Origin of the sequence: Pseudomonas sp. HMSC066A08 (assembly GCF_001813025.1) — a bacterium.
GTDB lineage: Bacteria > Pseudomonadota > Gammaproteobacteria > Pseudomonadales > Pseudomonadaceae > Pseudomonas > Pseudomonas aeruginosa.
Window position 1 is genome coordinate 32,725 of record NZ_KV811296.1, and the last position, 15,124, is coordinate 47,848.

Consider the following 15,124-nt stretch of genomic DNA (forward strand, 5'->3'; position numbering starts at 1 on the left):
ACCCCCGACGCCACGGTGATCCACGATGCCGCCGGCAGCTACAGCTACCGCCAGGTCGCCCAGCACGCCAGCGCCCTGCGCCGCGTCCTGGAAGCGCACGGCGCGGGCCGTGGCCGGCGGGTCGCGGTGATGCTGCCGAAAAGCGCCGCGCAATTGGTCGCGGTGATCGGCATCCTCCAGGCCGGCGCCGCCTATGTGCCGGTGGACATCCGCCAGCCGCCGCTGCGGCGCCAGGCGATCCTCGCCAGCGCCGAGGTGGTCGCGCTGGTCTGCCTGGAAAGCGATGTCCCGGACGCCGGCTGCGCCTGCGTGGCCATCGACCGGCTGGCCGCCGACAGCGCCTGGCCGCCGGCGCCTGCGGCGGAGGTGGCGGCGGACGACCTCGCCTACGTGATCTACACCTCCGGCTCCACCGGCACGCCCAAGGGCGTGATGCTCAGCCATGCGGCGGTGGGCAACACGCTGCTCGACATCAACCAGCGCTACGGCGTCGACGCCAACGACCGCGTCCTCGGCCTTGCCGAGCTGAGCTTCGACCTCTCGGTCTACGACTTCTTCGGCGCCACCGCGGCGGGGGCCCAGGTGGTCCTGCCGGACCCGGCGCGCGGCAGCGATCCGTCGCACTGGGCGGAACTGCTGGAACGCCACGCCATCACCCTGTGGAACTCGGTGCCGGCCCAGGGCCAGATGCTCATCGATTACCTGGAGAGCGAGCCGCAACGCCACCTGCCGGGACCGCGCTGCGTGCTCTGGTCCGGCGACTGGATCCCGGTCAGCCTGCCGACCCGCTGGTGGCGGCGCTGGCCGGACAGCGCGCTGTTCAGCCTGGGCGGCGCCACCGAGGCGGCGATCTGGTCGATCGAGCAGCCGATCCGCCCGCAGCACACCGAGTTGGCCAGCATTCCTTATGGCCGTGCCCTGCGCGGGCAGAGCGTGGAAGTCCTGGATGCCCGCGGGCGGCGCTGCCCGCCGGGCGTGCGCGGCGAGATCCATATCGGCGGGGTGGGCCTGGCGCTCGGCTACGCCGGCGATCCGCAGCGCACCGCCGAACGCTTCGTCCGTCATCCCGATGGCCGTCGCCTGTATCGCACCGGCGACCTCGGCCGCTACCTGGCCGACGGCAGCATCGAGTTCCTCGGGCGCGAGGACGACCAGGTGAAGATTCGCGGCCACCGCATCGAACTGGCCGAGCTGGACGCCGCGCTGTGCGCCCATCCGCAGGTCAACCTGGCGGCCACCGTGGTGCTCGGCGAGACCCACGAGCGCAGCCTGGCCAGCTTCGTCACCCTGCATGCGCCGGCGGAGGCTGGCGAGGACCCGCGCACGGCGCTCGACGCGGTGCGCCAGCGGGCGGCCCAGGCCTTGCGCCGCGACTGGGGCAGCGAGGAGAGCATCGCCGCGGCGGTGGCCGCACTCGACCGCGCCTGCCTTGCCTCGTTGGCCGCCTGGCTGGCCGGCAGTGGCCTGTTCGCCAGTGCGACGCCGCTGGATTTCGCCACGCTGTGCCAGCGCCTGGGTATCGCCGAGGCGCGCCAGCGCCTGCTGCGCCACTGGTTGCGCCAGCTGGAGGAGGGCGGCTACCTGCGCGCCGAGGGCGAGGGCTGGCTGGGCTGCGCCGAGCGTCCCGCGCAGCGTCCGGAGGACGCCTGGACGGCGTTCGCCGGCTGCGCGCCGGCGGCGCTCTGGCCGGCCGAGCTGGTCGCCTACCTGCGTGACAGCGCGCAATCCCTCGGCGAGCAACTGGCCGGGCGGATCAGCCCGGCGGCGCTGATGTTCCCGCAGGGCTCGGCGCGCATCGCCGAGGCCATGTACAGCCAGGGCCTGCATGCCCAGGCGCTGCACGAGGCCATGGCCGAGGCCATCGCCGCCATCGTCGAGCGCCAGCCGCAACGGCGCTGGCGCCTGCTGGAGCTTGGCGCCGGCACCGCCGCCGCCAGCCGCGCGGTGATCGCCCGGTTGGCGCCGCTGGTGCAGCGAGGGACGAAGGTGGACTACCTGTTCACCGACGTTTCCAGCTACTTCCTCGCCGCCGCCCGCGAGCGCTTCGCCGACCAGCCGTGGGTACGCTTCGGCCGCTTCGACATGAACGGCGATCTTCTCGACCAGGGCGTGGCGCCGCACTCGGTGGATATCCTGCTCAGCTCCGGGGCGCTGAACAACGCGCTGGACACCCCGGCGCTGCTGGCCGGCCTGCGCGAGTTGCTGAGCGCCGACGCCTGGCTGGTGATCCAGGAACTGACGCGCGAGCACAACGAGATCAGCGTCAGCCAGAGCCTGATGATGGAAAACCCGCGCGACCTCCGCGACGAGCGCCGCCAACTGTTCGTCCACACCGGGCAATGGCTGGAGTGGATGGCGGCGCAGGGTGGCGACCTGGCTTGCGGGGTGGTGCCGCCGGGCAGCGCTCTCGACCTGCTTGGCTACGATGTCCTGCTGGCCCGCTGCAAGACCGACCGCGCCCGCCTGGAGCCGGCCGAGCTGCTGGCCTTCGTCGAAGCGCGGGTGCCGCGCTACATGCTCCCGGCGCAGTTGCGCGTGCTCGAACGCCTGCCGGTCACCGGCAACGGCAAGATCGACCGCAAGGCCCTGACCGGCTTTGCCCGCCAGCCCCAGGCGGACCTTCGGCATGGCGTCGCGCAGGCACCGGCCGACGAGCTGGAGAATGCGCTGCTGGCACTCTGGCGGGAAGTGCTGGACAACCCGTCGCTGGGCGTCGAGCAAGACTTCTTCGGGGCTGGCGGCGACTCGCTGTTGATCGCCCAGTTGATCGCCCGTTTGCGCGAACGCCTGGACAGCGCCCGCCGGCATCCGTTCGATCGCCTGCTGCGCTGGGCGCTCAGCCAGCCGACGCCGCTCGGCCTGGCCGAACGCCTGCGCAGCGCGCCGGAAGAGGGCCGCGGGCCAGCCCAGGCAGCGTCGCGCGGCGTCGCCCCGGCGCAGGCCGGCATGTCGCGCGCACCGCTCGCCGAGGGCGCGGTGGCGCTCGACCCGTTGGTGCGCCTGGTGCCTGGCGAGGGCGTGCCGCGGGTGCTGGTCCACGAAGGCCTCGGCACGCTGCTGCCGTACCGCCCGCTGCTTCGCGCCCTGGGTGAGGGGCGGCCGTTGCTGGGGCTGGCCGTGCATGACAGCGACGCCTACCTGGCGATCCCCGCCGAGCATCTCAACGCCTGCCTCGGCCGCCGCTACGCCGAGGCGCTCCATGGCGCCGGGCTGCGCGAGGTCGACCTGCTCGGCTACTGCTCCGGCGGGCTGGTCGCCCTGGAAACCGCCAAGTCCCTGGTCCAGCGCGGGGTGCGCGTGCGCCAGCTGGATATCGTCTCCAGCTACCGGATTCCCTACCGGGTGGACGACGAGCGCCTGCTGTTGTTCAGCTTCGCCGCCACATTGGGCCTGGATACCGCGGCGCTTGGCTTCCCCGCGCCGGAGCGCCTTGGCCAGGCGGTGCAGGCGGCGCTCGCGCAGACACCGGAGCGCCTGGGTACCGAGGCGCTGGCGGGGCTACCGAACCTGGTCGATCTCGCCGCCCTGCGCGCTCGCGTGCTGCAAGCGGCCAGCGGCAGCGCCGACGCCGCCAGCGTCGAACGCGACACTCTCTACCGACTGTTCTGTCACTCGGTGCGTGCCAGCCAGGCCGCGGCGCCGGAGCCCTACGTCGGCGCGCTGCGGCTGTTCGTGCCGGACGCCGGCAACCCATTGGTGCCGCGCTACGCCGAGGCCCTGAAGACCCAATGGCGGGCCGCCGCGCTCGGCGCGTGCGGCATCCACGAGGTGCCCGGCGGGCACTTCGACTGCCTGGGCGAGGCCCTGGCGCAATCCTTGTCGAAACCCATGCCAGAGGAGGCGAGCCGATGAGCGACGTCCGTTCCGTGGTGGTCGCCGGTTCCCGGTTCGGCCAGTTCTATGCCGCCGGCGTCGCCGCCGATCCGCGCTTCATCCTGCGCGGCATCCTTGGCCAGGGCAGCCGGCGTTCGCGAGCGTTGGCCGAGCGCCTCGAGGTGGAGACCTGGTGCGAGGTCGAGGCGTTGCCGGACGATGTCCGCCTGGCCTGCGTCGCGGTCGGCGGCGCGGCACGCGGCGAGCAGGGCCCGGCGCTGGCCGAGGCGCTGATGGCGCGCGGTATCGACGTGCTGATCGAGCATCCGTTGCTGCCGCGCGAATGGCAGGACCTGCTGCGCAGCGCCGAGCGCCTGGGCCGGCGCTGCCTGCTCAACACCTTCTATCCGCAGTTGCCGGCGGTGGCGCGTTTCATCGAACTGGGCCGCCAGTTGCACCGCCGGCGCGGCATCCGCCACCTGGACGCGGCCTGCGGGGTGCAGGTCGGTTTCGCCACCCTGGACATCCTCGCCGCGTTGCTGGAGGGCGTCGGCCCCTGGTCGCTGGAGTCGTCCTCGAACGACCTGTCGGCGATGCGCGGGCTATCCCTGGTGCTGGCGGAAGTGCCGTTGAGCCTGCACGTGCTCAACGAACTGGCGGCCGCCGACGATGGGCGCATGACCCTGTTGCAGCGCGTCAGCCTGACCACCGATCGCGGCACGCTGAGCCTGCTCAGCCCCCATGGCCCGTTGTTGTGGACGCCTGCGGTGGCGGTACCGGCAGAGGATGACGACGGCCTGTTCGCGCTGTTCGACGAGATAGCCGGCGAATCGCTGCCCAGCGCCCAGCTCTGGTATGCCGAACCGTGCAGTTGGGCCCAGGTGCACCAGCGCCTGTGGCCGGCGGCGGCGGCCGAGGCGCTGGCGCTGCTCGCCGACGTCGACGAGGTGCGCCGGCGCAACCAGCGCAGCCTGGAGGTCGCCGCCCTGTGGCAGCGGATCGGCGAGCGCCTTGGCTTCCCCGAGGCGCCGCCGGCGTCGCTGGCGCCGGCGAGCCTGGAACAGGTGCTGGAGCAAGCCTCGTGACCCCGGTGCTGTGGCGCCTGCTGCGCGCCTATCGCTGGCGGCTGGCGGCGGCCATGGGGTTGCAGGCCCTGGCCGGGCTCTGCTCGCTGTTGCCCTGGATGCTTCTCGCCTGGCTCGCCGAGCCGCTGGCGCGTGGCCAGGCGCAGCCGGCCCTGCTGGTCCTGGTGCTGCTGGCGGTGCTGGCATGGCTGGGCTGCCAGGCGCTGGCCGCGCACCTGGCCCACCGGATCGACGCGGACCTCTGCAACGACCTGCGCCTGCGCCTGCTGACGCACCTGCAACGGCTGCCGCTGGACTGGTTCGGTCGCCAGGGCCCGGACGGCGTGGCGCGCCTCGTGGAGCAGGACGTGCGGGCCCTGCACCAACTGATCGCGCACGCTCCCAACGATCTCAGCAACCTGTTGGTGGTGCCGCTCGTCGCGTTGCTCTGGCTGGCCTGGCTGCACCCCTGGCTGCTGCTGTTCTGCCTGCTGCCGCTGGCGCTGGCCGCTGCCGGCTTCCTGTTGCTGCGCTCGGCGCGCTACCGCGACCAGGTGCTGCGGCGCAACGCCGCGCTGGAAAGGCTCTCGGCGGACTATGGCGAATTCGCCCACAACCTGCTGCTGGCCCGACAGTACCCCGGCGCCGGCATACAACAGGGTGCCGAGGCGTCGGCGGCGGCCTTCAGCGAAGCGTTCGGCGCCTGGGTGAAGCGGGTCGGCCACCTCGCCGCGCTGGTCTACGTACAGCTGTCGACGCCCTGGCTGCTGGCCTGGGTCCTGCTCGGCGTGCTGGCCCTGGATGCCCTCGGCGTGCCGCTGGCGCTCGGCCAGGCCTGCGCCTTCCTGCTCCTGTTGCGGGCCCTGGCCGCTCCGGTGCAGGCGCTCGGCCACGGCGGCGACGCGCTGCTGGGCGCGCGCGCCGCCGCCGAGCGCCTGCAGCAGGTATTCGACCAGGCGCCGCTGGCCGAGGGCCGCTCGACCCGCGAGCCGGTCGATGGCGCGGTGGCGCTGCACGGCCTGGGCCATGCCTATGAAGGCGTGGAGGTCCTGGCCGATATCGACCTGGAGCTGAAGGATGGCAGCCTGGTGGCCCTGGTCGGTCCCTCGGGCTCCGGCAAGAGCACCCTGCTGCACCTGCTGGCGCGCTACATGGACGCGCAGCGCGGCGAACTGGAGGTTGGCGGCCTGGCACTGAAGGACATGCCCGATGCCTTGCGCCATCGGCATATCGCGCTGGTCGGCCAGCAGGCGGCGGCGCTGGAGATATCCCTGGCCGACAATATCGCCCTGTTCCGCCCCGATGCCGGTCTCCAGGAGATTCGCCAGGCGGCCCGCGAGGCCTGCCTCGACGAGCGCATCATGGCTCTGCCGCGTGGCTACGACAGCGTGCCGGGACGCGACCTGCAACTGTCCGGCGGCGAACTGCAACGACTGGCCCTGGCCCGTGCGCTGCTATCGCCGGCGCGCCTGTTGCTGCTCGACGAGCCGACCTCGGCGCTGGATCCGCAGACCGCCCGGCAGGTCCTGCGCAACCTGCGCGAGCGTGGCGGCGGCCGGACCCGGGTGATCGTCGCCCATCGCCTGGCCGAAGTCAGCGATGCCGACCTGATCCTGGTGTTGGTCGCTGGCCGTCTGGTCGAACGCGGCGAGCACGCGGCGCTGTTGGCGGCGGACGGCGCCTATGCGCGCTTGTGGCGCGAACAGAACGGCGCGGAGGTGGCGGCATGAGCCTGTTCGAACGAATGCGTGCGCTGCCCGAAGACTGCCGTGCCGCGTTGCGCCGGGCGAGCGCCTGGGCGGTCCTGGCGGCGCTGCTGGACGCCGCTTGCGGCGTATTGCTGGTGCCGCTGGTCGAGGCCTGGTTCGCCGAAGGCGCGTTGCCCTGGCGCTGGGTCGCCGCGTTGCTCGGCTTGAGCCTGGTGCAGGCGCTGTTGCAGTACCTGGCCCTGCGTCGCGGTTTCGCCGCCGGCGGCTCGCTGGCGGCTGGACTGGTGCGCAGCCTGGTGGCGCGCTTGCCGCGCCTGGCGCCGCCGGCGCTGCGCCGGGTCGCGCCGGCCGAAGGCCTGCTGCGCGGTCCGGTGATGCAGGCGATGGGCATTCCGGCGCACCTGCTGGGGCCGCTGATCGCCGCCTTGGTGACGCCACTCGGGGTGATCCTCGGGCTGTTCCTGATCGACCCGTCCATCGCCCTCGGCCTGCTCGTTGCCGGTGCCGTCCTGGCTGCGCTGTTGCGCTGGAGCGGGCGGCGCAATCTGGCGGCGGAGGATGCCCGGTTGGCCGCCGAGCGCGACGCCGCACGGCAGTTGCAGGCGTTCGCCGAACGCCAGCCGCTGCTGCGCGCGGCGCAGCGCGAAAGCGTCGCCCGCCAGGGGCTGGAAGAGGCCTTGCGCAGTCTCCACCGCAGCACCCTGGATCTGTTGCGGCGCAGCCTGCCCAGCGGCCTCGGCTTCGCCCTGGCGGTGCAGGCGGCGTTCGCCTTCGCCCTGCTCGGCGGCGCCTGGGCGGTGGAGCGGCAATGGCTGGACGGCGCGCGGCTGGTGGCCGTGCTGGTGCTGCTGGTGCGCTTCATCGAGCCGCTGGCCCAACTCACCCATCTCGACCAGGCGTTGCGCGGCGCCTGGCAGGCGCTGGATACCCTGCTGCGGGTTTTCGCCCTGGCTCCGCTGCGCAGCCCCGAGCCGGGCGAGCGGCCGCACGACGCCAGCCTGGCGGCCGAGGCCGTGGAATTGCGCCTGGAAGATGGCCGCGCCTTGCTCGAGGACATTTCCCTGAGGCTGGAGCCGGGTTCGCTGAACGTCCTCGTCGGACCCTCCGGGGCCGGCAAGAGCAGCCTGCTGGCGCTGCTCGGGCGGCTCTACGACGCCGACGCCGGGCGTGTCCTGCTGGGTGGCGTGGATATCCGCCGGTTGAGCGAAACGACCCTCGCCGCCAGTCGCAACCTGGTGTTCCAGGACAACGGCCTGTTCCGCGGCAGCGTTGCCTGGAACCTGCGCATGGCGCGAGCGGACGCCGATCTCGAAGCGCTGCGCGAGGCGGCGCGGGCGGTTGGCCTGCTGGAAGAGATCGAGGCCTGGCCGCAGGGCTGGGACAGCGACGTCGGCCCCGGCGGCGCGCTGCTGTCCGGCGGCCAGCGGCAACGCCTGTGCCTGGCTCGCGGGCTGCTCTCGACGGCGCCGTTGCTGCTGCTCGACGAGCCCACCGCCAGCCTCGATGCAGCCAGCGAGGCGCAGGTGCTGCGCAGCCTGCTCGGGTTGCGCGGCCGGCGCACCCTGCTGGTAGTGACCCACCGCCCGGCGCTGGCGCGTCAGGCCGACCAGGTACTGCTGCTGGAGGAGGGGCGCCTGCGCCTGAGCGGACGTCACGCCGATCTGCTCGTCCGGGACGACTGGTATGCCGGTTTCGTCGGGCTGGCGGGCGAGGAAAGTTCCGCGCCGGTCGTGGATCGATAGAGAAAGACCGGCAATCGAAAAAGCCCCGGAGACGATTTCTTCATAATGATAAGCATTATCAAATCGTATATCCCCCGAGGCTGTTCGAACGATGAAAACGGAGACGAAGGTGATCAAGGGACGCCAGGGCATCGCCCGCAACCGGCACACCCCGTTGTGCCTGGGCCTGCTGCTGGCGCTGAGTCCGCTGGCGGCAGCCGTGGCCGACGCGCGCAAGGACGGCGAGACGGAACTGCCGGACATGGTGATCAGCGGAGAAAGCACGTCCGCCAACCAGCCGCCGGGGGTGACCACCCTGGGCAAGGTGCCGCTCAAGCCGCGCGAGCTGCCGCAGTCCGCCAGCGTCATCGACCATGAGCGCCTCGAACAGCAGAACCTGTTCAGCCTCGACGAAGCCATGCAGCAGGCCACCGGGGTCACCGTGCAGCCCTTCCAACTGCTGACCACCGCCTACTACGTGCGCGGCTTCAAGGTCGACTCCTTCGAACTGGACGGGGTTCCGGCGCTGCTCGGCAATACCGCCAGTTCGCCGCAGGACATGGCGATCTACGAGCGGGTCGAGATCCTCCGCGGCTCCAACGGACTGCTGCATGGCACCGGCAACCCGGCGGCCACCGTCAACCTGGTGCGCAAGCGGCCGCAGCGCGAATTCGCCGCCAGCACCACCCTCAGCGCCGGGCGCTGGGACCGCTACCGCGCCGAGGTCGACGTCGGCGGCCCGCTGAGCGCCAGCGGCAACGTGCGCGGCCGAGCGGTGGCCGCCTACGAGGACCGCGACTACTTCTACGACGTGGCCGACCAGGGCACCCGCCTGCTCTACGGGGTGACCGAGTTCGACCTGAGCCCCGACACCCTGCTCACCGTCGGTGCGCAATACCAGCACATCGACTCGATCACCAACATGGCCGGGGTGCCGATGGCCAAGGACGGGTCCAATCTCGGGCTGTCCCGCGACACCTACCTCGATGTCGACTGGGACCGCTTCAAGTGGGACACCTACCGCGCCTTCGGCTCCCTCGAACAGCAACTGGGCGGCGGCTGGAAAGGCAAGGTCAGCGCCGAATACCAGGAAGCCGATTCGCGCCTGCGTTACGCCGGCTCCTTCGGCGCCATCGACCCGCAGACCGGCGACGGCGGCCAACTGATGGGCGCCGCCTACAAGTTCAAGAGCATCCAGCGCAGCCTCGACGCCAACCTCAACGGGCCGGTGCGACTGTTCGGCCTGACCCACGAACTGCTCGGCGGGGTCACCTACGCCCAGGGCGAGACCCGCCAGGACACCGCACCCTTCCTCAACCTGCCGAACACCCCGGTCAATGTCTACCGCTGGGACCCGCACGGCGTGCCGCGCCCGCAGATCGGCCAGTACACTTCGCCGGGCACCACCACCACCACCCAGAAAGGCCTCTATGCCCTGGGCCGGATCAAGCTCGCCGAGCCGCTGACCCTGGTGGTCGGCGGCCGCGAAAGCTGGTGGGACCAGGACACCCCGGCCACCCGCTTCAAGCCCGGTCGCCGGTTCACGCCCTACGGCGGGCTGATCTGGGACTTCGCCAGGGACTGGTCGTGGTATGTCAGCTACGCCGAGGTCTACCAGCCGCAGGCGGATCGCCAGACCTGGAACAGCGAGCCGTTGAGCCCGGTGGAAGGCAAGACCTACGAAACCGGGATCAAGGGCGAACTGGCCGACGGCCGCCTGAACCTGTCGCTGGCGGCGTTCCGCATCGACCTGGAGAACAATCCGCAGGAAGACCCGGACCATCCGGGGCCGCCCAACAATCCGTTCTACATCAGCGGCGGCAAGGTGCGCAGCCAGGGCTTCGAGCTGGAAGGCACCGGCTACCTGACACCCTACTGGAGTCTCTCGGCCGGCTACACCTACACCAGCACGGAGTACCTCAAGGACAGCCAGAACGACTCGGGGACGCGCTACTCCACCTTCACCCCGAGGCACCTGCTGCGCCTGTGGAGCAACTACGACCTGCCCTGGCAGGACCGGCGCTGGAGCGTCGGCGGCGGACTCCAGGCGCAGAGCGACTACAGCGTCGACTACCGCGGCGTGAGCATGCGCCAGGGCGGCTACGCACTGGTCAACATGCGCCTGGGCTACAAGATCGACGAGCACTGGACGGCGGCGGTCAACGTCAACAACCTGTTCGACCGGACCTACTACCAGAGCCTGTCCAACCCCAACTGGAACAACCGCTACGGCGAACCGCGCAGCTTCAACCTCAGCCTGCGGGGCGCGTTCTGATGCCGCGCCGGCCGGGCTTCGGCTGGGCCTGGCGGGTTCCGCTGGCGCTCGCCGGCAGCCTGGCGGCGACTGCCGCCAGCGGCTATCTGTTGACTCGCGGGCTGCCCCTGGACGACCCGCTCGAGCGTCTCTACGCCGGGCTTTTCGGCGCGCTCGGGGTGGGCTTGTTGCTGCTTGCCGGCGGGTTGCTGGCGCGCGATCCGGGCAACCTCGCCTGGCGCCTGGGCGGTAGCCTGCTGGCTCTGGGCCTGGCGCTGTGGCTGCTGGCGGGGTGCGGCTGAAGTGGCGGCGCGTCCTCTCCTGCTCTCGCTGCACGGCGGCGCCGGCGCGCTGTTCGGCGTGCTGCTGTTCGTGGTGCTGTTCAGTGGCGCCTGGAGCCTTGCTCACGACGACCTGCGCGAGTGGCTGCGGGCCCCGGCGCAGGCGGGAGGAGAATCCCTCGCGTTGGAGCGCCTGCTCGAACGGGCGGGCGAGGAAGGCGTCGACATCCGCGATGCGACCCTGCTGCTGCCCGCTCCCGGCCATGCCGCCTTCAGCGTCTGCGATGCGCGCCTGGACTGCCGGCTGGACCTCGACCCGGCCAGTGGCCGGGCGCTGCCGCCGACGCCGGCGCTGGATCTCCTGCTGAACCTGCACAAGAACTTTTTCGCCGGCTTCCCCGGGCGGGTGCTGGTCAGCCTGTTCGGCGTATTGCTGGTGCTGCTGTGCCTGGCCGGCGTGCTGCTGCACAGCCGCCGCTGGCGCGACCTGCGGCGTTGGCGGCGGGACCGCGGGCTGCGCCTGGCGCTGTTCGACCTGCACGGCCTGATCGGTATCTGGGGACTGCCCTGGCTGCTGTTGTTCGGTTTCACCGGCGTGCTCAGCGGGCTGGGCGCGCTCGGTACCCTGCTGCTGGCGCCGGTGGCCTACCCGCAGGAACCGAACCGGGTGTTCGTCGAGTTGATGGGACCGCCGCCGCCGGCTGCCGAGGGACAGCCGTTGGCGACCCGAATCGATCTCGACCGCCTGCTTGCCGGCGATGCTGTGCGGGCGCCCGGCTTCGTCGCCCAGCGTTTGAGCCTCAGCCATGCCGGGGATGTCGCCGGCAGCGTGGAGATCGCCGGTATCCAGCGTGGCCTGCCGAGTACCGCGAACTTCGAGCGGCACCGCTATCGGCTGGCCGACGGTGCCCTGCTCGGCGAGCGCAGCTCGGCGCAGCGCGGGTTCTGGCTGCGCGCCTTCATCGCCGTGCAGCCGTTGCATTTCGCTCAGTACCAGTGGCTCGGGCCGGGCTGGTCCGCCGCGTTACGCGGCCTGCACCTGGCGATGGGGCTCGGTGCCTGCCTGCTCTGCGCCAGCGGCCTGTACCTGTGGCTGCAACGACGCGCCTCGGCGCCGGAGGCCCGCGCTCGGCTGTTGCAGCGCCTGAGCCAGGGTTTCTGCGCCGGCCTGGTGGCGGCGGCCGCGTTGCTCCTGCTGGGGCTGCAACTCGCGCCCTCGGAATTGCTCGCCGGACCCTGGCCGGGGTGGCTGTTCCTTGTCCTGTGGGCCGCCGCTGGCCTGGCGGCGTTACTGTTGCCGGGCGACTGGCCGCTGGCGCGCGGGTTGCTCGGCGTCGCCGGGCTGGCCTGCCTGGCGGCCGCCGTCGCGCACCTGGCGCCCTGGCTCATGCGCGGCCGGCTGCCAACCCTGGGCCCCGACCTCACCCTGATCCTCTGCGGCGCGCTGCTCATCCGGCACGCCTGGATGCAGGCACGCGCCGCCGCGCCACCCGCCCACCCCCGTGTCACCGGAGACCACCATGCTTGAGCTGTATCGCCACCGCCGCCTGGTCATCACCCTGGCGTTGCTCTACCTGTCCCAGGGCATTCCCATCGGCCTGGCCATGGACGCCCTGCCCACCCTCCTGCGCCAGGATGGCGCGCCATTGCAGGCGCTGGCCTTCCTGCCCCTGGTGGGGCTGCCCTGGGTGGTCAAGTTCCTCTGGGCGCCCTGGGTCGACAATCACTGGTCGCGCCGTTTCGGCCGGCGGCGTAGCTGGATCCTGCCGATGCAATGCATCGTCCTCGCCTGCCTGCTCGGCCTGGCGACGCTCGGCCTCGGCGTGGCCAGCGCCGGTTGGGCGGTCGGCCTGCTGGCGCTGGCCTCGCTGGCCAGCGCGACCCAGGACATTGCCACCGACGGCATGGCAGCGGAGCACTTCAGCGGCGAACTGCTGGCCAAGGTCAACGCGGTACAGATCGCCGGGGTGATGATCGGCTTCTTCGGCGGTGGCGCCGGCAGCCTGATCCTCGCCGGGCATTTCGGCCAGCGCGCGGCGTTCCTGGTCATGGCCTGCGTGCCGCTGGCAAGCCTGTGCTGCGTGCTCGCCCTGGGGCGCGGCGATCCCCACGAACTCCCCCCGGCACCGGCCGCCAAGGCCAGCCTGCTGCGCTTCCTGCGTCGGCCGCTGGCGCCTTCGCTGCTGGCGCTGGCACTGCTGTCGGCGATGACCGCGGTGTCCGGCTTCGGCCTGTCCAAGCTGTACCTCAGCGATGCCGGCTGGGCCTTGCAGGACATCGGCCGGCTGGGCATGAGCGGTGGCCTGGTCACGGTATTCCTCGGCTGCGGCGGCGGCGCCTGGCTGGTCAGGCGGATCGGCCTGTGGCGCGGTTTCGCCCTTGGCGTGGTGCTCGCCGGCTGTTCGGCGCTGCTCTGGTATCTGCAGGCCGGTCACTGGCTGGCACTGAGCGAAGGGTTGGCGTGGACCTGCGTGCTGATCGGCTCGCTGGCCACCGGCATCACCTCGGTGGCAATCCTCACCGCGGCGATGCGCTTCGCCGGCCAGGGCGGCCAGGCCGGCACCGATGTCACTGCGGTGCAGAGCACCCGAGACCTCGGCGAGATGCTGGCGTCTTCGTTCCTGGTCAGCCTCACCGCGCAGATCGGCTATGCCGGCGGTTTCCTCACCGGCAGCGCCCTGGCGGTGCTGGCCCTGCTGCTCGCCCTGCGCCTGCAGGCCGGCGAGGGGCGCGGGGAGTGGAAGGGGCGGGCGGAAGAGGCCTGAGGCGCTGCCGATAGGTGCGCTGCGCCCGGCAGCGCACGGGCGGCACCTCTCCCGCGAGCGGGAGAGGTGGGAGAGGGCAGGCGCGGTGGCCTGCCCGGTGTCGCTAGCGCGGCCGTTCCACCTGGTTGCGGTAGCTGCCGGTGATCGCTTCCAGCGCTGCGCTCTTCTCGGGCTTCGGTCGCGAAGCCGCGGCCCATTCCTCTTTTTCCCGTTCGCGGTTGGCCAGGATGATCTTGTTGGCGGTCGGCCGCCGCGCTTCTTCGTATTCGCGCAGGGCTGCGGCCACGTCGGCGTTGCGCGCCAGCGCGGCGGCCAGTTCGATGCCGTCGAGGATCGCCTGCGAAGCGCCGTTGGCGCCCATCGGATACATCAGGTGGGCGGCGTCGCCGAGCAGGGTGATGCGTCCCCGGCCCCAGTGCGGCAGCGGATCGCGGTCGACCATCGGGTACTGCAGGATCAACTGGTTGCGGGTCAGCAGGTCGCGGATGTCGAACCAGCCCAGGTCCCAGTCGGCGAAGAACGGCAACACGTCCTCCAGGCGCCCGTCGCGGTTCCAGTCGGCCTCGTTGTCGAGCTGGCCGACGGCGGCGCTCGGCACCATGCACACCCAGTTCACCAGCGACTTGCCTTCGGCCGCGTGGCGCGCCGAGATCGGATAGGCGACCAGGCGCGACCAGTGCTCGTCGTTGGCGACGATCATGGTCTTGCCGTCGAGGAAGCGGTCGAACTCGGTGACGCCGCGCCACATGGTGATCCCACCGTGGGACAGCGGCCCCTGGTCGGGATGCAGGTGTGCGCGGACCGCCGAATGGATGCCGTCGGCGCCGACCAGCACATCGGCACCGAGCGCCTGGGGCTTGCCGTGTCCGTCGCGGGCACCGATCAGCACGCGGCCGTCGCGCTCCTCGATACGCTCCACGCCGAGACCGGTGCGTACCGCCTGTTGGCCGAGGCGCTCGCGCACCGCTGCGAGCAGGATCATCTGCAGTTCGCCGCGATGGATCGAGTACTGCGGATAGGCGTTGCCGGCTTCCACGCCGCGCGGCTCGGACCATACCGTGGCGCCGCTCTGGTCGATGTAGCGCAGCTCGTGGGTGGGGATGGCGGTGGCCGCCAGCGCCGGACCGAGGCCCAGTTCGGCAAGGGCCTCGACCGCCGCCGGCTGGATATTGATGCCGACGCCAAGGGGGCGTATCTCGCTGCTGCTTTCCAGCAGCGTGACCTTGCCGATGCCGGCCTGGTGCAGGGCCAGGGCGCAACTGAGGCCGCCGATGCCGGCGCCGGCAATGAGGATATCGATGGGTTCGCTCATGGGTGCTTCCTTTTCTCGAGTGTTCGAATCGATGGGTGTTCGGCTGGGACGGATGACCGTTTACCGCGATGAAACGTCGGCGCAGCGGCGGATAACGCCGGTGGCGTTATTCGCCCTACGGCCCGACTCCGAGGCCGCGGTACGCATGACCGCATTCGGTTATCCACCGTAAAACGGATGGGTTCCAAGACCGCGTAGGGCGAAT

General features: G+C 71.5%; 9 protein-coding genes. 8 read left to right on the plus strand and 1 reads right to left on the minus strand.

What is annotated here, in order from left to right:
- From pchF to HMPREF2886_RS13160, 8 genes are all read left to right on the plus strand, one after another.
- On the plus strand, nucleotides 1-3,852 hold a 3,852-nt coding region (gene pchF / locus HMPREF2886_RS13125), incomplete at its 5' end, for a pyochelin non-ribosomal peptide synthetase PchF (protein ID WP_256562523.1).
- Nucleotides 3,849-4,898: a pyochelin biosynthesis thiazoline reductase PchG gene (pchG, locus tag HMPREF2886_RS13130; RefSeq protein WP_033978798.1), complete on the plus strand. Its 1,050-nt coding sequence runs from the start codon at nucleotides 3,849-3,851 to the stop codon at nucleotides 4,896-4,898. The genes pchF and pchG, both read left to right, overlap by 4 nt.
- Nucleotides 4,895-6,607 carry an ABC transporter ATP-binding protein PchH gene (gene pchH / locus HMPREF2886_RS13135; protein WP_070747535.1) on the plus strand — a complete coding sequence of 571 codons (1,713 nt, stop codon included), beginning with the start codon at nucleotides 4,895-4,897 and terminating at the stop codon, nucleotides 6,605-6,607. The genes pchG and pchH overlap by 4 nt, the downstream gene beginning before the upstream one ends.
- Complete coding sequence (gene pchI, locus HMPREF2886_RS13140) at nucleotides 6,604-8,328, plus strand: ABC transporter ATP-binding protein PchI (RefSeq protein ID WP_070747548.1); 1,725 nt, start codon at nucleotides 6,604-6,606, stop codon at nucleotides 8,326-8,328. Before pchH ends, pchI begins: the two co-directional genes overlap by 4 nt.
- Before the next feature lie 91 nt (nucleotides 8,329-8,419).
- The gene (gene fptA / locus HMPREF2886_RS13145; RefSeq protein WP_070747551.1) at nucleotides 8,420-10,582 is read left to right on the plus strand and encodes a Fe(3+)-pyochelin receptor FptA; all 2,163 of its coding nucleotides are present in this window, start codon (nucleotides 8,420-8,422) and stop codon (nucleotides 10,580-10,582) included.
- The gene (locus tag HMPREF2886_RS13150; protein WP_033978802.1) at nucleotides 10,582-10,863 is read left to right on the plus strand and encodes a hypothetical protein; all 282 of its coding nucleotides are present in this window, start codon (nucleotides 10,582-10,584) and stop codon (nucleotides 10,861-10,863) included. The genes fptA and HMPREF2886_RS13150 overlap by 1 nt, the downstream gene beginning before the upstream one ends.
- A 1-nt stretch (nucleotide 10,864) precedes the next feature.
- A complete protein-coding gene (locus HMPREF2886_RS13155; RefSeq protein WP_070747554.1) occupies nucleotides 10,865-12,370 on the plus strand; it encodes a PepSY-associated TM helix domain-containing protein in 1,506 nt (501 codons plus the stop codon).
- Nucleotides 12,363-13,607: a RhtX/FptX family siderophore transporter gene (locus tag HMPREF2886_RS13160; protein ID WP_070747557.1), complete on the plus strand. Its 1,245-nt coding sequence runs from the start codon at nucleotides 12,363-12,365 to the stop codon at nucleotides 13,605-13,607. The genes HMPREF2886_RS13155 and HMPREF2886_RS13160 overlap by 8 nt, the downstream gene beginning before the upstream one ends.
- Nucleotides 13,608-13,710: 103 nt before the next feature.
- Here HMPREF2886_RS13160 and phzM read toward each other — a convergent pair whose 3' ends face one another.
- Complete coding sequence (phzM, locus tag HMPREF2886_RS13165; RefSeq protein ID WP_033978805.1) at nucleotides 13,711-14,919, minus strand: pyocyanin biosynthetic protein PhzM; 1,209 nt, start codon at nucleotides 14,917-14,919, stop codon at nucleotides 13,711-13,713.
- Between the last annotated feature and the right edge of the window lie 205 nt (nucleotides 14,920-15,124).